16 protein-coding genes are annotated in these 21741 nt (G+C 70.8%); 11 read left to right on the top strand and 5 right to left on the bottom strand.

All coding sequences use genetic code 11. The features are described from left to right. The first annotated feature begins 172 nt into the window (after nt 1–172). From KLK06_RS35635 to KLK06_RS35610, 6 genes are all read left to right on the top strand, one after another. Nucleotides 173–1834, top strand: a complete 1662-nt coding sequence (locus KLK06_RS35635; RefSeq protein ID WP_214640015.1) for an AMP-binding protein — start codon at nt 173–175, stop codon at nt 1832–1834. Continuing rightward, entirely contained in the window at nt 1834–2877 is a 1044-nt protein-coding gene (locus tag KLK06_RS35630) for an acyl-CoA dehydrogenase family protein (protein WP_214640014.1), read from the top strand. The genes KLK06_RS35635 and KLK06_RS35630 overlap by 1 nt, the downstream gene beginning before the upstream one ends. Then, the gene (locus tag KLK06_RS35625; protein WP_214640013.1) at nt 2877–4031 is read left to right on the top strand and encodes an acyl-CoA dehydrogenase family protein; all 1155 of its coding nucleotides are present in this window, start codon (nt 2877–2879) and stop codon (nt 4029–4031) included. Before KLK06_RS35630 ends, KLK06_RS35625 begins: the two co-directional genes overlap by 1 nt. Then, nucleotides 4028–5035: a bifunctional MaoC family dehydratase N-terminal/OB-fold nucleic acid binding domain-containing protein gene (locus KLK06_RS35620; RefSeq protein WP_214640012.1), complete on the top strand. Its 1008-nt coding sequence runs from the start codon at nt 4028–4030 to the stop codon at nt 5033–5035. The genes KLK06_RS35625 and KLK06_RS35620 overlap by 4 nt, the downstream gene beginning before the upstream one ends. Continuing rightward, complete coding sequence (locus KLK06_RS35615; RefSeq protein ID WP_214640011.1) at nt 5035–5448, top strand: MaoC family dehydratase; 414 nt, start codon at nt 5035–5037, stop codon at nt 5446–5448. Before KLK06_RS35620 ends, KLK06_RS35615 begins: the two co-directional genes overlap by 1 nt. A gap of 67 nt (nt 5449–5515) precedes the next feature. Next, nucleotides 5516–6682: a lipid-transfer protein gene (locus tag KLK06_RS35610; RefSeq protein ID WP_214640010.1), complete on the top strand. Its 1167-nt coding sequence runs from the start codon at nt 5516–5518 to the stop codon at nt 6680–6682. Nucleotides 6683–6698: 16 nt separating this feature from the next. Here KLK06_RS35610 and KLK06_RS35605 read toward each other — a convergent pair whose 3' ends face one another. Further along, nucleotides 6699–8141 (bottom strand): hypothetical protein, encoded by a 1443-nt coding sequence (locus tag KLK06_RS35605; protein ID WP_214640009.1) that lies wholly within the window; start codon nt 8139–8141, stop codon nt 6699–6701. 267 nt (nt 8142–8408) lie between these two features. On the opposite strand from KLK06_RS35605, the gene KLK06_RS35600 reads away from it, so the two are divergent. The 5 genes from KLK06_RS35600 to KLK06_RS35580 are packed head-to-tail and all read left to right on the top strand — an operon-like array spanning nt 8409 to nt 12287. Next, a complete protein-coding gene (locus KLK06_RS35600) occupies nt 8409–9467 on the top strand; it encodes an ABC transporter ATP-binding protein (protein WP_214640008.1) in 1059 nt (352 codons plus the stop codon). Next, nucleotides 9460–10134 (top strand): ABC transporter permease, encoded by a 675-nt coding sequence (locus KLK06_RS35595; RefSeq protein ID WP_214640007.1) that lies wholly within the window; start codon nt 9460–9462, stop codon nt 10132–10134. The genes KLK06_RS35600 and KLK06_RS35595 overlap by 8 nt, the downstream gene beginning before the upstream one ends. Next, nucleotides 10131–10802, top strand: coding sequence for an ABC transporter permease (locus tag KLK06_RS35590; protein WP_214640006.1), 672 nt, complete (start codon nt 10131–10133; stop codon nt 10800–10802). Before KLK06_RS35595 ends, KLK06_RS35590 begins: the two co-directional genes overlap by 4 nt. Before the next feature lie 44 nt (nt 10803–10846). Then, nucleotides 10847–11764, top strand: a complete 918-nt coding sequence (locus KLK06_RS35585) for an ABC transporter substrate-binding protein (protein WP_250906530.1) — start codon at nt 10847–10849, stop codon at nt 11762–11764. A 40-nt stretch (nt 11765–11804) separates the two neighbouring features. Beyond that, nucleotides 11805–12287 carry a flavin reductase family protein gene (locus KLK06_RS35580; RefSeq protein ID WP_308168595.1) on the top strand — a complete coding sequence of 161 codons (483 nt, stop codon included), beginning with the start codon at nt 11805–11807 and terminating at the stop codon, nt 12285–12287. Between the two features lie 21 nt (nt 12288–12308). On the opposite strand, the gene sppA is transcribed toward KLK06_RS35580, so the two are convergent. From sppA to KLK06_RS35560, 4 genes are all read right to left on the bottom strand, one after another. Beyond that, on the bottom strand, nt 12309–14006 hold the full coding sequence (gene sppA, locus KLK06_RS35575) for a signal peptide peptidase SppA (RefSeq protein ID WP_214640004.1): 1698 nt from the start codon (nt 14004–14006) through the stop codon (nt 12309–12311). 111 nt (nt 14007–14117) lie between these two features. Beyond that, nucleotides 14118–15989, bottom strand: a complete 1872-nt coding sequence (locus KLK06_RS35570; RefSeq protein WP_214640003.1) for a S8 family serine peptidase — start codon at nt 15987–15989, stop codon at nt 14118–14120. A gap of 66 nt (nt 15990–16055) precedes the next feature. Then, nucleotides 16056–18215, bottom strand: a complete 2160-nt coding sequence (glgB, locus tag KLK06_RS35565; RefSeq protein WP_214640192.1) for a 1,4-alpha-glucan branching protein GlgB — start codon at nt 18213–18215, stop codon at nt 16056–16058. Nucleotides 18216–18512: 297 nt separating this feature from the next. Beyond that, nucleotides 18513–21719: a BTAD domain-containing putative transcriptional regulator gene (locus KLK06_RS35560; protein ID WP_214640002.1), complete on the bottom strand. Its 3207-nt coding sequence runs from the start codon at nt 21717–21719 to the stop codon at nt 18513–18515. Nucleotides 21720–21741 lie beyond the last annotated feature (22 nt).

The raw sequence follows: 21741 nt of genomic DNA, 5'->3' as shown, positions 1-21741 counted from the left end.
ATTTCTCGATAACTCGGCTTGTTACCCACGAGTCACAAAGAACCCGTATAGGCGCATGTCTGGGCCGCTACAGGCATATATCCGGAGTTGTTGTGATGTGTCGCCTATGGACAGAGATTAGAATCTGTTCTAGTTTGCGGAACTGTTGACCGAGCGCTTGCTGGGAGGGTCGATGGCCGCGGACACGCTCGCCGCTCTGTTGCTGGCCCGGGCCGGTGACGATCGTCCGGGGCTGGTATTCGAGGATCGCGTGTGGTCGTGGCGCGCGCACGTGGCCGCCTGCCGCACCGCCGCCGCCTGGCTGAACACCCGCGCCTTCGACGGACCGCCGCACGTGGGGGTGCTCTGCGACAACGTGCCGGAGATGGTGTTCCTGCTGGGCGGGGCCGCGCTCTCGGGGCGGGTCCTGGTGGCGCTGAACCCGACCCGCTCGGTGGAAGAGCTGACCCGCGACGCCCGCGCCACCGACGTCGGCCTGCTGCTGTGGGACGGGCCTTACGAGGCGGTGGCACACTCCGTGGCCGACGCCCTGGGAGTGGCATCGGCGCCCATCCCGGACTGGGGCTCAGCGCTCACAACGGCCCCGGACGTACGCGACCCGGCCCCGGACGTACGCGATCTGGATCCGGACCTGGACACGCACGCGCCGGATCCTGGCGCGCTGGTCATGCTGATCTTCACCTCCGGCACGTCCGGCCGGCCGCGGGCGGTGCGGATCACGCATCGGAAGATCGCCGTCCCCGGCGTCTCGCTCGCCGCGATGCTCAGCCCCACCGACGCCGTCTACTGCGCGATGCCGCTCTTCCACTCCGGCGCCGTCATGGCGGCCTACGCGCCGGCCGTGGCGTCGGGGGCGGCGCTGGTGCTGCGGCGGAGGTTCTCCGCGTCGGGCCTGCTGCCGGACATCAGACGCTACGGCTGTACGTACCTCCACTACGTTGGAAAAGCGCTCTCCTATGTCCTGGCCACCCCACGACGCCCGGAGGACGCGGACAACCCTCTGAGGCTCGCCTTCGGCAACGAGGGGAGCGCCACGGCGACCAGGAAGTTCGGGGAGCGGTTCGGCTGCCATGTGATCGACGCGTTCGGGTCGACGGAGACGGCCATCTCGCTCAGCCCGGATCCGACGGGCCCGCCCGGCTGTCTCGGCAGGCTGCCGCTGGGCATCGAGATCCGCAGCCCGCTGACCGGCCTGCCGTGCCCGCCGGGCCGCGTCGAGGACGGGCGGCTGCTCAACCCCGACGAGGCGATCGGCGAGCTGGTGAACACCGGCGGCCTCGGCCTGTTCGACGGCTACTACAACGACCCGGACGCCGACGCCGAGCGGATGCGGGAGGGCGCGTTCTGGTCGGGCGACCTGGCGTACGCGGACGCCGACGGCTACGTGTTCTTCGCCGGGCGGGGCACCGAGCGGCTCCGCGTGGACGGCGAGAACCTGGCGGTGGCCCCGATCGAGGCGGTCCTGCGGGAGTTCCCGGGCGTGATCGAGGCGGCCGTCTACCCCGTGCCGGACGCGGCGGCCGGAGACCAGGTCATGGCGGCGCTCGTCCTGGAAGCGTCGTTCGACCCCGCCGCGTTCGCCGGCTTCCTCACCTCTCGCCGCGACCTGGGGGCCAAGTCGTTCCCCCGGTACGTACGCATCTCCGAGGGCCTGCCCCAAACCTCCTCGCACAAGGTCGTCAAGCGGGTCCTGGTGAAGGAGGGCTGGTGGACGGCCGACCCGGTCTGGTGGCGTCCCAGCGGCGCGGAGATCCGATTACTGGGCGGTGAGGACGTCGCGGCGATCGAGCGGGAGTTCGCCCGGCACGGCCGGCAACACCTTTTGGAGAAATAGTGGATTTCAACCTGGACGACACTCAACAGGACCTGCGCACCCTGACCGCCGACCTCCTGGCCAAGGAGGCGACCTCGGAGCGGCTGGAGGCGCACGAGAAGAGCGGCCTGCCGTACGACGAGCGGCTCTGGCAGGCGCTGTGCCAGGCGGAGCTGATGAGCGTGTGCGTGCCGGAGGACGCGGGCGGCGCCGGGCTCGGGCCCGTCGAACTGGCCGTGGTGCTCCGCGAGGTCGGCGCGCGGGCCGCGCCGGTCCCCGCGCTGGCGACGCTGGTGAGCACGCTGGCGCTGGCCCGGTACGGAACACCCGCACACACGCGGCAGCAGCCCGCTGACAGCGTCGGCACGGTGGCGCTGCGTGAACCCGGCAGGGCGCCGGCGGACCCGCCCCTGACCACCGCCGAGCAGGTTGGCGACGGCTGGGTGCTGACCGGGCGCAAGGTCGGGGTCCCGTACGGGAATGAGGCCGCGTATGTGCTGGTCACCGCCGACGAGGGCGTGTTCCTGGCCACCGGCTCGTGGACGGCGCACCCGGAGTTCGCCGCCAACGGCGAGCCGCTGGCCAGCGTCGTGTTCGACCGGACGCCGGCCGAGCGGCTGGCCGGTCCGGAGGCGGTCGCCGGTCTGCGGCAGATCTTCACGGCGGCCGTCGCGGCCCAGGCCAGTGGCGTGCTGGCCGGCGCGCTCAAACTGACCACCGAGTACATCAGGACCAGGAAGCAGTTCGGCCGGGCCCTGGCCGAGTTCCAGGCGGTCACCGTGCAGATCGCCGACGTCTACATCGCCACGCGGGCGCTCGACGTGGCCGTGTGGTCGGGCGCCTGGCTGCTCGCCAACGACCTCCCGGCCGAGGAGGACCTGGCCGTGGCCGCGTTCCACGTCAGCGAGGCGTTCACGGCGCTCTACACCTGCCAGCACCTGCACGGCGGTCTGGGCCTCGACGTGACGTACCCGCTGCACCGCTACTTCGCGCACGCCAAGCACCTGACGCACCTGCTCGGCGGCGCCGACGCCCAGCTCGACCTGATCGGAGCGCTCGTCTGATGCTGATCGACCTGACCCCCGACCAGCGCAGGCTCCGCGACGAGCTGCGCGAGTACTTCCAGAACTGCCTCACCCAGGAGGACCGCCGCAAGATCGCCGAGGACCCCTTCGGCACCGCCTACATGGAGCACTGCCGCAGGCTCGGCCGCGACCGCAAGCTCGGTCTCGGCTGGCCGAAGGAGTACGGCGGCGGCGGTTTCGGCCCCCTCGAACAGCAGATCTTCGCCAACGAGATCGCCCGGGCCGGCGTGCCGTATCCGCTCATCACGCTGCAGACGGTCGGGCCGACGCTGATGCAGTACGGCACGCAGGAGCAGAAGGAGAAGTTCCTGCCGAGCATCCTGGCGGGGGAGTGCCACTTCGCGATCGGCTACAGCGAGCCCGAGGCCGGCACGGACCTGGCCTCGCTCCGGACCACGGCGGTGCTCGACGGCGACCACTACGTCGTCAACGGCCAGAAGATCTTCACCAGCGGCGCCCACTACGCCCAGTACATCTGGCTGGCCACCCGCACCAACCCCGATGCCAAGAAGCACAAGGGCATCACGATGATGATCGCCTCGACCGACGACCCGGGCTTCTCCTGGACGCCGATCGTCACCATGGACGGCCGCCACCACACGAACTCCACCTACTACGCCGACGTCCGCGTCCCGGCGAACATGGTCGTGGGCGAGGTGGACAAGGGCTGGGACCTGATCGTCAACCAGCTCAACCACGAACGCGTCACGCTCGGCCCCGCCGGGAACCTCGGCCAGACCTACGACCGCTTCCTGGCCTGGGCGCGCCGTACCGGGCTGGTGGACCAGCCGGACGTACGCCGGGCGCTCGGCCGGGTGCGGGCCTACTTCCGGACGAACGAGCTGCTCAACTGGCAGGTCGCGGCGAACATGGACCTCGGCTGGCTGGGCGCGCCCGACGCGTCGGCCACCAAGATCTACGCCTCGGAGCGGGTGCAGGAGGTCGGCCGGCTCATCGGCGACATCCTGGCCCGCTACGCGGATCCGTCGGACCCGGAGACGGCCGAGCTCCTGGAGCGCTTCGACCACGGGGTGAAGGGCGCGGTGGTGCTGACGTTCGGCGGCGGGGTGAACGAGGTGCAACGCGAGCTGATCGCGATGCTCGGCCTGAGCCTCCCGAGGCCGCCCCGATGACGGCCCCCCAGCCGACGGACGCCCAGCCAACCGACGCCCCGACGACGGCCCCCCAGCCGATCGGAGCCCCGAGCGCGGACAGGGAGCTGCGTGAGCTGGCGGACAAGCAGGCCGCCCTCGGGGAGGTACGCGGCGCCGCCGCGCCGGACCCGGTGAACGCCCCCATGATCAGGCACTGGCTGGACGCCATGGGCGACACGAACCCGGCCTACCTCGACAAAGGTCTCGCCCCACCCGCGATGATCCAGGTCTGGACCATGCAGGGCCTCCGCCGGGGCACCAAGGACCGCTCACCGGTCGACGACATGATCGCCGCCCTGAACACGCACGGCTACACGGGCGTGGTGGCGACGAACTGCGAGCAGACCTATCACCGGTACGCCCGGCTGGGCGAGCGTCTGACCCCGTCGACCCGCTTCACCAGCCTCGTGGGCCCGAAGCGGACGGCACTCGGCGAGGGCTACTTCGCCACCTGGAACGTCACCTGGTACGGCGACACGGACGACCCAGTGGCCGAGATGATGTTCCGAATCCTGAAATTTCGCCCACGCACCACCGCACAAGCTCCACCGGCCGCCGCACCCTCCCCAGAGGCGAGCCGCAAGCCGTACCCGCTGCGGCCCGCCGTCAACGACGACACGGCCTTCTTCTGGGAAGGCGTCCAGCAGGGCGAGCTGCGCATCCAGCGCTGCGCCGACTGCGGCGAGCTACGCCACCCGCCAGGCCCGATATGTCCCGCCTGCCGCTCCACCAACCGCACCCACACCGTGGCAAGCGGCGAGGGCACCGTCTACAGCTATGTCGTGCACCACCACCCCCCGGTCCCGGGACGAGAGACGCCGTTTGTGGTGGCAGTGGTGGAGCTGCCGGAAGGGGTGAGGATCGTGGGGAACATCGTGGACTGCCCACCCGACGCCGTGGGTATCGGGATGGCATTGCGTACGACATATCGTGCTATGGACGACGAACTTGTTCTTCCTATGTGGGCGCCATGGGAGTCGTGATGCGGACGCTGACCGAAGATCAAGTCGAGATCGGTTCGGTGCTTCCCGAGCTGTCGATCGACCTCACGCCCACGGTGGTCGTCTCCACCGCCCTCGCCACCATGGACTTCACCCCGGTTCACCACGACGTCGAGGGCGCCCGCGCGCAGGGCTCCAAGGACATCTTCCTCAACATCCTGACCACGATGGGGCTGGTGGAACGGTACGTCACGGACTGGGCGGGTCCTGAGGCGATCATCAGGCGCATCAAGGTCAAGCTCGGCGTCCCGGCGTACGCGGGCGACCGGCTGAGCTTCAACGGCACGGTCGTCTCGCGGGAGGCGGAGGAGTTCACGGTCGAGGTGCGGGGCAAGGTCAGCCTCGGCGACCACGCCACCGGCACGATCACCCTCAGCCTCCCCTCGGCCCCCTGACCTCGCGGGCGGTCCCGCCGACGCGACGGCGGCACGAGACCTGATCACCTCAATGAAGGAGCGGTAAGTGCTCAAGTCCCAAGCCGCCATCGCGGGCATCGGCGCCACCGAGTTCAGCAAGCGGTCCGGCCGGTCGGAGTTGCGGCTGGCCGCCGAGGCCGTGTTCGCCGCGCTCGACGACGCCGGGGTGGCGCCGGGTGACGTGGACGGGATGGTGACCTTCACCCAGGACACCAACCAGGAGATCGCCGTGGCCCGCGAGATCGGCGCCGGTGAGCTCACCTACTTCTCGCGGGTCGAGTACGGCGGCGGCGCGGCGTGCGGCACGGTGGCGCAGGCCGCCATGGCCGTCGCGACCGGAGCGGCGACCACCGTGGTCTGCTACCGGGCGTTCAACGAGCGCTCCGGCCGCAGGTTCGGGCAGCCCGACGCCCGCCTGGGCGGCCAGCCGACCTCGCAGGGGCTGGAGATGAGCTGGCACGTGCCGTTCGGGCTGATGACGCCCGCCGGGTGGGTGGCCATGTTCGCCCAGCGGTACATGCACACCTACGGCGCCACCTCAGAGGACTTCGGCCGGGTGGCCGTCGCCATGCGCAGGCACGCCTCCACGAACCCCGCCGCCTGGTTCCACGGCCGGCCCATCACGCTGGCGGAGCACCAGGCGTCCAAGTGGATCGTGGAGCCGCTGCACCTGCTCGACTGCTGCCAGGAGAGCGACGGGGCCGTGGCCCTGGTGGTCACGACCGCCGAACGGGCCCGGGACCTGCGCCGCTCCCCGGCCGTGATCACGGCCGTCGCGCAGGGCGCGGGCGTGGGGCAGATGATGATGACCAGCTACTACCGCGATGACATGAGCGGCCTGCCCGAGATGGGAGTCGTCGGGCGACGCTTGTGGGAAATGTCCGGCCTGAGCCCGGAGGACATCCAGACAGCCATCCTGTACGACCACTTCACCCCGTTCGTCCTGGCCCAACTGGAGGAGCTCGGATTCTGCGGCCGGGGCGAGGCCCCCGGCTACCTCCAGGACGGCGGCATCGAGCTCGGCGGCCGCCTGCCCGTCAACCCGAACGGCGGCCAGCTCGGCGAGGCCTACATCCACGGCATGAACGGCATCGCCGAGGCCGTACGCCAGGTCAGAGGCACCTCCGCCAATCAGGTGAGCGGAGTGCGCAACGTCCTGGTCACGGCCGGCACCGGCGTCCCGACCAGTGGCCTGATCCTCTCGGCCGACTGACCCGCCGGCTCGGAGGTCACGGGCCGATGATGATCGGGACAGCGAAGAAGACGATCATCGCGATGGCGACGCAGACCAGGAACCCGATCAGCTCCCACGCCCAGTCGTAGTGCTTGTCCCGGCTGGGCCGTACCCGGGTCTCCGGTACGTCTGGCATGTCGGGGAAGTCGTCGGCGGGCAGGTCGTCCACGATGGGCAGGTCGTCCACGGTGGGCGGGAACAGCAGCGGGGCCGGCATCCGGTAGACGGGCTCCTTGGCGGCGGTCCTCGGGACGAAGAAGGAGCCAGGCTCCCTGGCCTGGCCCTTGTGCACGAGGATGTCGCCGATGGCGGGCAACTCCTGGGTCGCCGCGTCGTCGTCCAGCACGTCCCCCGGAATGGACGCCGAGAGCGGGAAGGGCAGCTTCGTCACGGGCTCGCCGACCGGCTTGTCGAAGCCCGGCACGCCGGCCTGCGGCAGACGGAACAGCCCATCACGCACCGGCTTCGCGCCAGAGGACGCGTCTTCGGGCGGGCGCGCGCCGAAAAGGGCATCCCAGGACGACCGCGCGCCCGACGGCCGGGGCGTGAAGAACCGCTGCCCCGCAGGAGCCTGGTCGGGACCGGAGGGAACACGACCAGGCCCCTCCAGCCGCCCTCCGAGCCCGGAAAGCGTGTGGTCGGGCCCGAACGGGTCGCGGAGTTTCGGCATCGGCGCCGTGGGCGCCTCGTGCTCCGGCACCCGTGACGGCGACGGCGGCGTCAGCAGCTCCGTCGGGAAGATCCCCGTGCTGGTCGCCGGATCCGCCTCGCCCAACGGCAGCGGCCACGTCGGCGGCCCCGGCCATAGCGGCTTGACGAACATCGGCGCCACCGTACGACCGGGCATGCCCCGGGGCGCGAAGCGCTGGCGAAGAGACTCGGGCGGCGGCGGCCACGGCAGCCGCCCCAGCACGTCGCGCAGCGGCGCGACGCCGAGCGCCCCGTAGACGTCGGCCACCGGCTTGGACACGCGGGGACCGACATAGGCCAGGGCGGTGTCGAGCGCCTGCCGGTAGCGGTGCGCGGCGTTGGTGACCAGCTCCTCCGCCGTGTCGGGCGCCACGTCGAGCACCCAGGCCAGCTCGGCGAGATCCAGCCCGCACACCTCGCCCAGCACGAGCACCTCGCGCTGGTGCGGGCGTAACTCCCGCAGCGCCCGCTCCACCAGCGCGGACGCCGGGTCGATCAGCGGGTCGACCACCGAAGGCGCGTAGACGACGTCGCGGCGGTGGATCTCGCGGCGGGCGAACGCGAACAGAGCGGCGCGCGGAGGCGGCGCCGCCGGGACGCTCGAGAGGACGGACACCAGGGCGTCGGCTGCGGAACCGTGGTCCCCGAGCTGGTCAGCGCAGTACGCGAACAGCCCGGCGGCGTAACGGTCGTAGAGCTCCGCGATCAATTCCGCCCGGGAGGGGTGATCGGTGAGCGAGTGTGTCACGGGGCCGGATCCTCTTGCTGAAATACGGACGCTTGAGGGTGGGGGGTGCGGCGTCGATGTCTGTGGTAGTAATCATGCCAACTTACCCAGGTAAAGCGCACTACCAGCACCGCATTTCGCATGAAACTTGCAGCTACCTGAAGCGTTTCAGATGGGACTGAGGGGACAGAGTAGTCAGGATCACCGTAGTCTTGTCGCTCTGAGAGATCATGCGGCGGCTGTAGCAGGGGGAACTGCGGCCCCCGCCACGAACGCGAGAGGTCGCGCGTGATCACATTTGACGACGTCACCAAACGCTATCCGGACGGCACAGTCGCCGTGGATCACCTGAGCCTTGAGGCGCCCACAGGTGAGATCACGGTGTTCGTCGGCCCTTCGGGTTGCGGGAAGACGACATCCCTTCGAATGATCAACCGGATGATCGATGCCTCAGAGGGGCAGATCCTCCTTGACGGCGTGCCTGTACAGGGCATCGATCCGCCGACGTTGCGGCGCGGGATCGGGTACGTCATCCAGCAGGCGGGACTCTTCCCGCACCGGAAGATCGTCGACAATATCGCCACCGTCCCCTATTTGCTCGGCTGGGACCGCAAGAAGGCCCGGAACCGGGCCATGGAGCTGCTCGAACGTGTGGGGCTCGACCCGGTCATGGGCGAGCGTTACCCGTTCCAGCTCTCCGGCGGTCAGCAGCAGCGTGTCGGCGTGGCCAGGGCACTCGCGGCGGACCCGCCGGTGCTGCTCATGGACGAGCCGTTCAGCGCGGTCGACCCGATCGTGCGCACCAGCCTCCAGGAGGAACTGCTCAGACTGCAGTCGGAGCTGAACAAGACCATCGTCTTCGTCACCCACGACATCGACGAGGCCATCAAGCTCGGCGACCGGGTCGCCGTCCTGCGCGTGGGCGGCAAGCTGGCGCAGCTGGCCGATCCCAAGACGCTGCTGTCGGAGCCCGCCGACGACTTCGTCCGCGAGTTCCTCGGCCATGACCGGGGCATCAGGCGTCTGCAGTTCATCTCGACGAAGGGCCTGCGCCTGCGCTCCGACCTGACCGTGCCCGAAGGGTTCGAGGGCCCGACGGACGAGCCGTGGCTGCTCGTCGTCACCGCCGATGACCGGCCGGTCGGCTGGATCTCGCGCGAGCGGCCCGACGAGCTGGAGTCGTACGGGACTTTCGTGCTCGGCCGCGACTCGATGCGCTCGACCCTCGACGCGGCGCTGCTGTCGCCGTCGGGCTGCGCGGTGGCCGTGGACGAGGACGGCAAGGTCGTCGGCGTGGCCACCAGAGAGGCGCTCGACGAGGCTCTGGCGGAGGCGGCCGATGGCTGACGGCCCTCCTTCCGTATGGGAGTGGATCGCCCGCAACTGGGACACCGGACGGGTCGACAGCATCAAGAACCTGCTCGGCGATCACCTGATCATGTCCCTGGTGCCGATCGTCGTCGCGCTGGTCCTGGCGCTGCCGCTGGGGCTGGCCTGCGTACGGTGGCGCTGGCTCTACCAGCCGACGTCCGGCGTGATGAACATCTTCTACGCGCTCCCATCGCTGCCGGTCTTCATGCTGCTCATCCAGTTCACCGGCCTGTCGAAGACGACCGTGATCGTGCCGCTGACCCTCTACGCGTGCGCCGTGCTCATCCCGTCCGTGGTGGACGGGCTCGGCGCGGTGCCCGAGCACGTGCGGCAGTCGGCGGTGGCGATGGGGTTCACCCCGCTGCGCCGCCTGGTGCAGGTCGAGCTGCCGATCGCCACGCCCGTCGTGCTCGCCGGGCTCCGAGTCGTCGCCGTCTCCAGCATCAGCCTCGTGAGTGTCGGCGCGCTGATCGGGCAGGGCGGTCTGGGGATGCTGTTCACCCGGGCCTACCAGAACCCGTTCGTGCCGCCCGCGCTCGTCGGCATCGTGCTGATCGTGCTGCTGGCTCTGGTCGCCGACGGCCTCCTGGTGCTCGCGCAGCGGCTGCTGACCCCCTGGGTCAGGGCTAGGAGGTCCGCGTGAACTGGCTGCTGGAGTTCTTCGGCAAGGCGGAGAACTGGTCGGGACCCGCGAGCATCCCCGCGCGGCTGCTCGAACACCTGGAATTCTCGGTCATGGCGCTGGTCCTGGCCGTGCTGATCGCGATCCCGCTCGGCCTGCTGATCGGGCACACCGGCAAGGGCGGCCTCGGCGTGGTCGTCACGGCCAACCTGGCCAGGGCGCTGCCGACGCTGGGGCTGCTGGTGCTGTTCGTGCTGCTGCTCGGCACCGCGTCGATCCTGCCGGTGATCATCCCGCTGGTGCTGCTGGCCATACCGCCGATCCTGGTCAACACGTTCGAGGGCATCAGAGGCGTGGACCCGGAGCTCCGCGACGCCGCCTACGGGATGGGGCTGCGCGGCGGGCAGGTGCTCGGCCGGGTGCTGGTGCCCGTGGCGCTGCCGCTGATCCTGCTGGGGCTCCGGCTGTCGGCCATCCAGGTGGTGGCCACCACCACGATCGCGGCCTACACCGGGCTGGGCGGGCTCGGCCGATTCGTGATCGACGGATTCGCCACGCAGGATTACGCGAGCGTGGTCGGGGGTTCAGTACTGATTGTGTTGTTCGCGCTCGTCGTGCAGGTCCTGTTCACCGTCGTTCGGTGGGTGACGGTCTCTCCAGGGGTGAGTCAGCGGGTCAAGGTCCGCTAATCTCTCTATTACCTGCCGCTTAGGAAGGAAATAAGATGAAACGCATGTTCAGCACTGCGGCGGTGCTGCTGTCGGCGACGCTCGCGTTGGCCGCGTGTGGAGGCGGCGGCGGTGGGGGCAACCCGCTCAACACCACGAGCGCGGCGCCCAGCGGCTCGGCGTCCGCCAGTGGCGGGGGCAAGGTGATCATCGGTTCCGCCAACTTCGACGAGAACACGTTGCTCGCCTCCCTTTACGCCCAGGCATTGGAGGCCAAGGGCGTCCAGGTCGAGGAGAAGCCCGGCATCGGCACTCGTGAGGTCATCTACGACCAGGTCAAGAGTGGCGGGCTGACCATAGTGCCCGAGTACAACGGCAACTTGCTGGCCTTCGTCGACAAGGCGACCAAGGCGAAGACCACCGAGGAGGTCAACGCGGAGCTCAAGACGAAGCTGCCGCCCGAGCTGGAGGTCCTCGACTCCTCGCCCGCCGAGGACAAGGACACCCTGACGATCACCAAGGACGAGCAGTCCAAGGGCTCGCTCAACTCCATGGAAGACCTGGCCAAGGTGTCCAAGACCTGGGTCATTGGCGCTCCGCCCGAGTTCAAGCAGCGCTGGGAGGCGGAGCTGAAGTCGGTCTACGGGATCGAGTTCAAGGACTGGAAGGCCACCGGCGCCACCACGGCCGACGCCATCAAGGACGGCACGGTCCAGGTCGGCAACGTGTTCAGCACGGACCCGAAGATCGCCGCGAACAACCTCGTCTCGCTCCAGGACACGAAGAACCTCTTCGCCGCCCAGAACGTGACGCCGCTGGTCAACAAGGCGGCCATGAACGACACCATCACCACCACGCTCAACGCCATCTCGGCCAAGCTCACGACGCAGTCGCTGCTCGACATGATGCAGAAGATCGCCGTCAACAAGGACGAGCCCGCCACGGTGGCCAAGGAATGGCTGACCTCCAACGGCCTCGGCTGACCCGCCCGGCGAGGGTCCCCGGACTCCGGGGGCTCTCGCCGTGAGCGAGTTCACCGAGGCGATGGCCCAGCTCGCGGCGGGCGTGGCGGTGGTCACCGTCCGCGACGACCGCGATGACCTGGGCACCACGGTCTCGGCGCTGATGTCCGTCTCGCTGGAGCCGCCGCTGGTGCTGGTGAGCCTGCGCAGCGACGGCTACCTCTGCGAGGTGCTGCTGCGCCAGGACCGCTGGGCGGCCTCGCTCCTGTCGGCCGGGCAGGCCGCGATCGCCAGCCGCTTCGCCGCCGTCGGCCGGCCCAGCGCCCGCCACCTGGTGGCGGGCACCGCGCACCACCGCGGCAGCCACTCGGAGGCGATCGTCGTCGAGAACGGCGTCGCGGCCCTGGAGGCGGAGACCACCCAGGTGGTCCCCGCCGGGGATCACACGCTGTTCATCGCGCGCGTGCTCGCGGTGCCGTACGTCACGCCCTCTCTCCAGCCGCTGGTACGCCTCCGCGGCCGCTACCGCCCGATGGGCTCCTGACCCCCAGCGCGTACGGCAGGCTCACTGGATCCGGTACCACGCGGGGAGGGACAGCGGCCCGGCGGCCGGGAAGCCCAGCTCGGCGGAGAGCCGGGCGAACGGCCCCCAGGCTTCCAGGCGGACACGGGTCAGCGCGGCGGCCTTGTCCTCGCTCGACTCCGGGCCGCGCAGCCGCTCCAGCGGGTTGAGCCGCGGATAGACGCGTACGGGCGCCTCCGCGCCCAGGCCCGCGCGCTTCCTGGCCATGCCGAGCGCGTCCTCGAGGCCGCCCAGCTCGTCCACCAGGCCGCAGGACCGCGCGTCGGAACCGGTCCAGACCCGGCCGCGGGCCAGCTCGTGGGCGCGGTCGCGGGTCAGGCCGCGACCCTCGGCGACCTTGCCCACGAAGTCATCGTAGATACGGTCGAGCCAGGCGTTGACCCGCTCCCACTGCTCGGGCGACCAGGCCCGCGTCGCGGAGAACATGCCGGCGTTGGTGCCCTCGGCCACCAGCTCGGAGTTGACGCCGACCTTCTCCAGCAGCTCGCGCATCACCGGCTTGCCGGCGAACACCCCGATGGAGCCGGTCAGTGTGCCGGGCTGGGCGACGATCACGTCGGCGGCCATCGAGACGAAGTAGCCGCCGGACGCGGCCACGTCGCCCATCGACACGATCACCGGCTTGACCTTGCGCGCCAGCACCACCTCGCGCCAGACCGTGTCCGAGGCGACGTACGAGCCGCCGGGGCTGTCCACCCGGAACACGATCGCCTTGACGTGCTCGTCGCGCCGGGCGGCCCGCAGCGCGGCGCTGACCGTGTCGGAGCCCATCGCGCCACCGCCGCCGAGCGGGCTGCGCCCGCTGCGGCCGGACCTGATCTGCCCGTTGCCGTGGATGAGCGCGATGCCGTCGGCCGTCGGGTGCGGCAGCTTGCGCACGGCCGCGGCTCTGGCGTATCGGGAGATGTACTGCAGGTGCGGGTCACTGCCCGCGGCCTGCCTGACCTCGTCGTACACCTCGTCGCGGTAGGCCAGGCCGTCGACCAGACCGGCCTCCAGCGCCTCGGCGCCGATGAAGGGCCCGCGGTCGACGAGCTCGCGCACCTTGGCCGGGTCGAGCCGGCGGCCGTCGGCGATGCCCGCGGTGACCTGCTCGATGACCGACTCGACGATGCGGGTCATCGACTCGCGGTGCGGCTCGGTCATGTGGTCCTGGGTGAACATGTTGGCCGCGGTCTTGTACTCGTGGCGCTGGCCGCCCTCGTAGCCGATGCCCAGCTTGGTCAGGCTGCCCTTGACGAACCGCTGCTCCAGCGCCACGCCCGTCAGCCCCACGTCGCCGCTGGGCTGCAGGTAGATCCGCTCGAAGGCGGTGGCCAGGTAGTAGGGCACGGTGGCGTTGCCGAACTCGCCGAACGTCTCGGCGAACGCGACGGTCAGCTTGCCCGAGGCGCGGAACTGCGCCACCGCCTGGCGCAGCTCCTGCACCATCGCCAGGCCGAGCGGATTGCCGCCGATCTTCACGACCAGTGCCTTGACCCTGGAGTCCTGCCTGGCCCGCTTGAGCCCCGACAGCACATCGGACAGTCGCGTCTTGCGCATGGACAGCACGGCGGAGAGCGGGTCCGCCGGCGGTCCTTCAGTGAGCCCTTCGGTGAGATCGAGCTCCAGCACCAGCGGGGCGGTGCGCCGCTGGCGATACCTGTCAACCGTGTCCAAGATCGCCTTGCCTGCGTCCATAAAAGCCACCCTAAGCGGCAGGAGTCGGTCATGGGTTACCCAACTCCTGCCGATGGCCGGACGTGGTCAGCGCTCGTGACGCGGCGCAGGTAAGTCAGTGAAACCTTTTCGCTACTTCGGCAGGACGCTCTTGGCCGCCTTCTTCAGCGCGGTGGTCGCGGACTTCGCGGAAAGCCGGACCTTCTCGGCGGACTTCAAGGTCGCGGTCCCGTTGGTGCCGTTGGCCCAGTTCAGCCAGCCCGTCAGCAGGGCGGCGTCCAGCTTCTCCCTGTTCGTCTTGGCGGCCTTCAGCACCCGGTACGCGGTGCCCAGGGATGACGCCTTGGTCAGCTCGGGGAAGACCGTGCTGGCCTTCTGCGCCAGCTTCAGGTAGCAGGTGAGCGTGGCGTCGGAGAGCTTGCCGCTGCTCCGGTGCACCTCCACGGCCCACTTCTTGGCCGTCATGCGGGTGCCGGTCGTACCGCGCGTACAGACCGTGGCGGGAGCCGTGGGGGTGACGGTCACCGTCACGGTCACGGTGAGGGTCGGCAGCGGGACCGGTGTTGTCGTGCTCGTCTCCGACGGCTCGGGCGACGGCGAGGGGCCGCTGCTGTCCGACGGGTCGGGCTCGGGGTCGGACGGGTCGGGGTCTTCGGGGGCCGGCGCCGGCGTCTGCGTGATGGGCGGCTGCGGGGTGCTGCCGGTCAGCGCGGCGAGCACGTCCAGGCGCGGCGTGGTGACCTCGGTGTCGCCGACCTGATAGACGTACGGCCGCCCGGCCGACTTGAGCTTGGCGATCAGGTCGGGCATCGGGGTCTGCGGAGACTGCGCCTTCAGCAGCGCCAGCGCGCCCGCCACGTGCGGCGTCGCCATCGAGGTGCCGCTGTAGACGGCTGTCTGGTTGTCGGGCACCGACGACTCGATGTCCACGCCCGGCGCGAACAGGTCCACCCCGGCTCCCCGGTTGGAGAAGTCGGCGATCTCGTCGCTGTCGTCGTTCGCGCCCACGGCCACCGCGGAGGTGATGCAGGCGGGGAACGAGGTGCCCTCGAAGTACTCGTTGCCGGCCGCGACCACGGTCGCGATGCCCTTGGCCAGCAGGGCGTCGATCTTCGGCTTGAAGATCGCGCCCTCCTCGCTGTCGTCGCACGAGGTCTCGGACAGCCCGCCGCCCAGACTCAGGTTCACCGCGGCGATCGGCTGGGTCGAGCCGGCCACGTAGTCCAGGGCTAGCCGCAGCGACGACTCGTAGGCCAGCAGGCACGACGACTCGCCGCAGATCGACGCGTCGTTGACCCGGCTGAACACCTGCACCGCGACGATCCCCGCGCCGGGCGCGACGCCGCTGTCGCCCGCCGCGATGCCGGCGACGTGGGTGCCGTGCTCGCACAGGTTCACGCCGTCCGCCAGGCACTTGGCCGTCATGGCGTTGGCCGCGCCCTTTCCGGTCTGCGAGGTCTGGCCGTTCGGACACAGCGACTCCGCGTCCGTGTCCACCGCGGAGAAGCACGCCTCGTCCACGATCCGGCTGCCGAAGTTCGGGTGGTCCTCGTCGATGCCGGTGTCGAGCACGGCCACCGCCTGACCGGTGCCGGTGAAGCCCTGGGCGTGGGCTTGGTCGGCGCCGATCTGGGTGAGGTTGCCGGCCGCCGTCGGGGGATAGGCGCGATCGCGGTGGATCGAGGTGATGCGCGAGTCCTCGGCGAGCGCGGCGAGCTCCTCGGCGGTGCCCTGAACCACGATGAACGGCTGGCTCTCCGGCCGCAGGACGACGTCCACGCTGTCGGCCGCCGCCTGGCTGGCGACGGGCGCGTTCTGCCCCGGGTCGGCCAGCTCGACGATGGCGCGCACGGTGCCGCCATCGAGAGCCAGACCGTCTTCGAGCTTCTCCTGGGACGCGCTCGGCGAGGGAGTCGCAGTAGGCGTCGGGTCGTCGGCGAAGGCCGGAGCAGCCGGCACCAAGGCCAGCACGATCGCGCACACGATCAAGGGGCGAAGTCGCACGATCTCGGAGTTTAGGGTGATTTATCCGGCGCGCACAGGGGCGCCGGCCCCTTTCTCAGCGAACTGTCATGAACTTCCCAGCCCGTCGTGACGCAGCCACACGGCGCCCAGCGGCGGAACCCGCAGCGTGGCGGAGTACGGCAGGCCATGCCAGGGCTCCTCGACGGCCTGGACCGAGCCCATGTTGCCGACCCCGCTGCCCCAGTATTCGTAGGCGTCGGTGTTGACGGTCTCCGCCCACTGCCCGCCGTACGGCAGGCCGAGCTGGTAGTTCTCGTACGGCCCGCCGCTGAAGTTGGCCACGCACGCCACCGCGGACCCGTCGGTCGCATAGCGGACGAACGAGAACGTGTTACCCCGCGCGTCGTCGGCGTCGATCCAGCGGAAGCCCTCGGGGGACGCGTCCTGCTCCCACAGGGCCGGGTTCTCGCGATAGAGCCGGTTCAGGTCGCGTACCAGCCGTTGTACGCCCGCATGCCCGTCGAACTCCAGCACCCACCAGTCGAGCCCGCGCTCCTCCGACCACTCCGAGCCCTGGCCGAACTCACCGCCCATGAACAGCAACTGCTTGCCCGGATGCGCCCACATGAACGCGAGCAGGGCCCTGAGCTGGGCGAACCGCTGCCATTCGTCGCCCGGCATCTTGCCCAGCAACGAGCCCTTGCCGTGCACGACCTCGTCGTGGGACAGCGGCAGCACGAAGTTCTCGGAGTAGGCGTACATGAGCGAAAAAGTCATCTGATGGTGGTGGTACTGGCGAAATACCGGCTCATGTCGGAGATAGCTGAGCGTGTCGTGCATCCAGCCCATGTTCCACTTGAAGCCGAATCCGAGGCCGCCCAGGTGCACGGGCCGCGAAACGCCCGGCCATGCCGTCGACTCCTCCGCCACGGTGGTGATGCCCGGAGCCTCTCGGTAGCAGACGGCGTTCATCTCCTTGAGGAACTCCACCGCGTCGAGATTCTCCCTGCCGCCGTAGATGTTCGGCGTCCACTCGCCCTCGCGCCGCGAGTAGTCGAGATAGAGCATCGAGGCGACCGCGTCGACCCGCAGCCCGTCGATGTGGAACTCCTTCATCCAGTAGAGCGCGTTGGCGACCAGGAAGTTACGGACCTCGCGGCGGCCGAAGTCGAAGACGTAGGTCCCCCAGTCGGGGTGCTCGCCGCGGGCCGGGTCGGCGTGCTCGTACAGCGGGGTGCCGTCGAAGCGGGCCAGCGCCCACTCGTCCATCGGGAAGTGCGCGGGCACCCAGTCGAGCAGCACCCCGATCCCGGCCTGGTGCATCCGGTCCACCAGGTGGCGGAACTCGTCGGGCGACCCGAACCGGGAAGTCGGCGCGTAGTAGGAGGTCACCTGGTAGCCCCACGACCCGCCGAACGGGTGCTCGGCCACCGGCAGCAGCTCCACATGCGTGAAGCCCATGTCCTGGACGTAGTCGACGAGCTGCTCGGCCAGCTCCAGGTAGGACAGGCCGGGCCGCCACGACCCCAGGTGCACCTCGTAGACGCTCGCGGGGCCCCGCTGCGCGTCCTTCTCGGCGCGCTCGGCCATCCACGCGGTGTCGTCCCAGGTGTAGGCCGACTGCTCGACCACGGAGGCGGTCTGCGGCGGCACCTCGGTCCGCCTGGCCATCGGGTCGGCCTTGTCCCGCCACACCCCGTCGGCGCCGAGAATGTGGAACTTGTACCGCTCGCCCTGCCCCACCTCGGGGATGAACAGCTCCCACACCCCGGAACGGCCCAGCGACCGCATCGGGAAGGCGGTGCCGTCCCAGTGGTTGAAGTCGCCGACGACCCTGACACCGCGCGCGTTCGGCGCCCAGACGGCGAACGCGGTGCCGTCGACGTCCTCATGCCGCATCACCCGCGAGCCGAGCACCTCCCACAGCCGTTCGTGGCGTCCCTCGCCGATCAGGTGCAGGTCCACCTCGCCCAGCGTGGGCCAGTGACGGTAGGGGTCACGCGCCTGGTAGGGCTCGGCGCCGGCGTACTCGACGCTGAAGGTGTAGGAGGGCACCTTGTCGAGCCCCTTGACCGTGACCTCGAACACCCCATGGGCCTGGTGTTTCAGATCGTGGGCCGTTCCGTCGTCCATCACCACGCGCACCCGCTCGGCGAGCGGGCGCAGCGTACGGAACGTGATACCGCCCTCGACGGGATGCGCTCCCAGCACGGAATGCGGATCGTGATGCGCTCCGCCCGCGAGTCGGTCGAGCTCTGTCCTCATCGGCATGCTCCCACCTTGCCCTACGTCAGCCCTCCAACCCATGGCACTGCCCGCAATCACGTAGACAATCACCGAAAGTGCAGAATCTTGGGTTTATCGAGAGAAGACGCCAGGTAGAAATGCCGCTTTGCGCTGGGTATTGGATGATCTGCGCGGGCCGCGCCTGCGTGCCCGGCGACGGCGACGAACAGAGCGAGCGCGAGTTGGAGGAACACCATCACTCCTGTGTGTACGGGAACGCCCACGTAGAGTAATGGCGAATCATTACCTTGGCTGCCAAACCCGGATATTTGCAGGTCAGGAATGGTCCGCCGTGGCGGCCCGCGGCGGTCGCCGGTCGAGCGCCACCCGCACCGCGGCCGCGATCCGATCGACGTCGCCGCGTTCCGCCTCGGGCAGCGGCGCGCCCACCGACGCCCTGAGCGCGCCGGCCGTGCCCAGCAGCCGGGCAGCCTCCTCGGGCCGGCCGCCGAGCGCCTGGGCCCCCGCCAGGCCCTCCATCGCGAGCGCGATCGCGCGTGGATCGCCCACCCGCCGCGCCACCGCCAGCCCCTCCCGCTGCCACTCCAGCGCGGCCGCCGTGTCCCCGCGCCGCTCGGCGACGAACCCCAGCTCGGCCAGGATCAGCGCCGCCCCCGGCTCGCCCGCCACCTGACGCACCCAGCGCAACCAGCGGCGCAGCAACCCTTCCGCCTCGTCGAGCCGTCCCTGCCGCCGGGCCACCAAGGCCAGCCCGACCTCGGCGAACTCCTCCAACGGCACATCCGACCTGGCGACGGCCAGCCGCCTGGCCCGCTCGTGCAGCTCCCGAGCCCCGTCGAGGTCACCGGTCAGCAGCGCCACCCGGCCCAGCCTGGACAGCGCGCCCGACACCTCGCTCCACAATCCGAGCTCCTCGGCGATGCGCAGCCCGTCGCGGCGCAGCTCCGCGGCCTGCTCGTAGTCGCCGGTGATCTCGGCCAGCGTGCCGAGGTTCTCGGCGGCCCGCATCTCGCCCCACCGGTCGCCCACCTCGCGGAACAGCTCCAGCCCCCGCTCTCCGTCACGCCGCAGCGCCGCCAGATCACCGCGCAGCAGCGCCCGCCTGGCCCGCAGACTCAGCGCCGCCGCCGTGCCCCACCGGTCGTCCGCGGCGAGAAAGGACTCCATGGCGCTGTCCAGGTACGCGTCGGTGGCCGCCGGGTCGTCGTAGCCGTAGAGCGTGAAGGCCAGGAACCACTGCGCCCTGGCGCGGCGCGCCGGGTCCGCGATATCGGCCAGTCGTTCCAGGTCGGGGGCCCGCCCCTGCCCCGCCAGCATCCGCAGCCCGGCCAGCCAGACACGGGCCTCCGCGTCGTCGACGACGGCCAGCACCGCCTCAAGCGCCCGCTGCCCCTCGCCGAGCCTGCCCCGCAGCACCCAATACCAGGCCAGCGCATTCACCAGCCGGACCGTGTCGTGCGGGGCGGCGAGGCGGAGTGAGGTCTCGATCGCGGTGCGCAGGTTGGCGGCGTCGGCGTCGAGGAGGGCGAGCCACCGCGGTTGGTCGGGTCCGCGTAGGCCGGGCTCGGCGCGTTCCGCCAGGTCGGCGTAGTGGCGGGCGTGCCGCAGCCGGACCGCCACCGTCTCGTCCGCCTCGGACAGCCGTTCCAGGCAGTACGCGGCGACCGACTCCAGCAGCCGGTACCTGCCGCCCGGCACCCGTACCACCAGCGACCTGTCCACCAACCTGGCCAGCAGGTCGAGCACGTCCAGGCCGGGTTCGGCGCAGACCGCCTCGGCGGCTTCGAGCGTGCACCCGTCGGCGTGGACGGCCAGCCGCCGCAGCACCAGCCGCTCGCCACCGGTCAGCAGCTCCCAGCTCCAGTCGATCATCGCCCGAAGCGTCCGCTGCCTCGCGGGCGCTCCCCGATGCCCCGTGGCGAGCACCCGGAACCGGTCGTCGAGCCGGGCCGCGAGCTGACGCGGAGTGAGCGCGCGCAGCCGGGTGGCGGCCAGCTCCAGCGCGAGCGGGATCCCGTCGAGCCGCGCACAGATCTCCGCCACGCCGTCGTCACCCGCCCCGACGCCCGCCCGCGCCGCGAGCAGCTCCGCGGCGGCCGCCGGCCCGAGCGGCGGCACACTCCACAGCACCTCACCGGGGACGCGCAGCGACTCCTGGCTGGTCGCCAGCACGCGCAGCTCGGGCGCGGCCCGCAACAGCCGCTCGGCCAGCTCGGCGACCTGTTCGACCACGTGCTCGCAGTTGTCGAGGACGAGCAGCGTCGCGCGGGTACGCAGCGCGGCGGCGAGCCGGTCGACCGCCGACCCTGGCCGGTCATCCCTGACCCCCAACACCGACGCCACTGCCCCCGCCACCATGCCCGGCTCAGCGGGCGATGTGATCGAGGCCAGCTCGACCAGCCACACACCTCCGGGAAACGCTCGGCCCGGCTCGGCCGCGGCCTCCAGAGCGAGCCGGGTCTTGCCCACCCCACCCGGCCCGGTCAGCGTGACAAGCCGCCCGTCCCGCACCAGCGACCGCACCTCAGCCACCTCGGCGCCCCGCCCGATCAGCCCGGTAAGCGGCGCAGGCAGATTCGTCCCCGGCGGCCCGACAACCGACCCGGCCACGCCGATGTGCGGCGGGTCCACGAGAGGTGCGGCCGGGTCGGAGCGTGGCGGGCCCGCAAGTGGCGCGGGTGGATCGGAGTGCGGCAGACCCGTGTCCGGCGCGGCCGGGCCGAGGCGTGGGGGATCGAGGCGTGGGGGATCGAGGCGTGGGGGATCGGGGCGTGTCGGGACGGGGCGGGGTGGGGCGAGGGTGGGGTCCTGGCGGAGGATTGCCGCGTGTAGGGCCGTCAGTTCGGGTGCGGGGTCGATGCCCAGTTCGTCCGCCAGCAGCTCGCGTAGCTGCCCGTATTCGGCCAGCGCCTCGCTCTGCCGCCCCGCCCGGTACAGCGCTCGCAGGTGCGCGGCCCGCAGGCGTTCGCGCAGCGGGTGCGCGGCCACCAGGCCGGCCAGTTCGGCCGCCAGGGCTCCGTGGTCGCCCAGGTCGAGCCGGGTCTCGGCCAGCTCCTCCAGTGCCACCAGGCGCTGTTCCTCCAGCCGGGCCGCGGCCGCCTGCGCGAAGTCGCCGAACTCGGCGTACGGAGCCCCCCGCCACAGGCCCAGCGCCTCGGTCAGCAGCGCCTGCCGTACCAGCGGATCGTCGCTCCGCCCGGCGCGGGCGAGGAGGGACTGGAACAGGCCCGCGTCCACCGCCTCCGCGTCCACCGCGAGCAGGTACCCCGGCGGCCGAAAGGCCACCAGCGAGCGGTCGCCGAGCGCCCGGCGCAGTTGGGAGACCTTGACCCGGAGCGCGGCCGACGGGTTGCCGGGCGGGCGGTCGCCCCACAGGTCGTCGATGAGCCGGTCGGTGGAGACCGGCCGGCCGCGGTGCGCCAGCAGGTCGGCGAGCAGCGCGCGGACCTTGGCTTCGGGCACCTGGACCGGCTGCCCGTCCGGCGTCCACACCGAGAGGGGGCCCAGCACCCCGAATCTCATCAGCCCCCCGTAAGCCAGTCCG

Origin of the sequence: Nonomuraea sp. NEAU-A123 (assembly GCF_018603905.1) — a bacterium.
Lineage (GTDB): Bacteria > Actinomycetota > Actinomycetes > Streptosporangiales > Streptosporangiaceae > Nonomuraea.
The sequence above is the reverse complement of the archived record's forward strand: the minus strand, read 5'-3'. Positions and strand labels throughout refer to the sequence as shown.

Coding starts and splice junctions, on each gene's coding strand:
- KLK06_RS35635 (WP_214640015.1), top strand. CDS start 173: ATGGCCGCGGACACGCTCGCCGCTCTGTTGCTGGCCCGGGCCGGTGAC.
- KLK06_RS35625 (WP_214640013.1), top strand. CDS start 2,877: ATGCTGATCGACCTGACCCCCGACCAGCGCAGGCTCCGCGACGAGCTG.
- KLK06_RS35620 (WP_214640012.1), top strand. CDS start 4,028: ATGACGGCCCCCCAGCCGACGGACGCCCAGCCAACCGACGCCCCGACG.
- KLK06_RS35615 (WP_214640011.1), top strand. CDS start 5,035: ATGCGGACGCTGACCGAAGATCAAGTCGAGATCGGTTCGGTGCTTCCC.
- KLK06_RS35595 (WP_214640007.1), top strand. CDS start 9,460: ATGGCTGACGGCCCTCCTTCCGTATGGGAGTGGATCGCCCGCAACTGG.
- KLK06_RS35585 (WP_250906530.1), top strand. CDS start 10,847: ATGTTCAGCACTGCGGCGGTGCTGCTGTCGGCGACGCTCGCGTTGGCC.
- sppA (WP_214640004.1), bottom strand. CDS start 14,006: ATGGACGCAGGCAAGGCGATCTTGGACACGGTTGACAGGTATCGCCAG.
- glgB (WP_214640192.1), bottom strand. CDS start 18,215: ATGAGGACAGAGCTCGACCGACTCGCGGGCGGAGCGCATCACGATCCG.
- KLK06_RS35560 (WP_214640002.1), bottom strand. CDS start 21,719: ATGAGATTCGGGGTGCTGGGCCCCCTCTCGGTGTGGACGCCGGACGGG.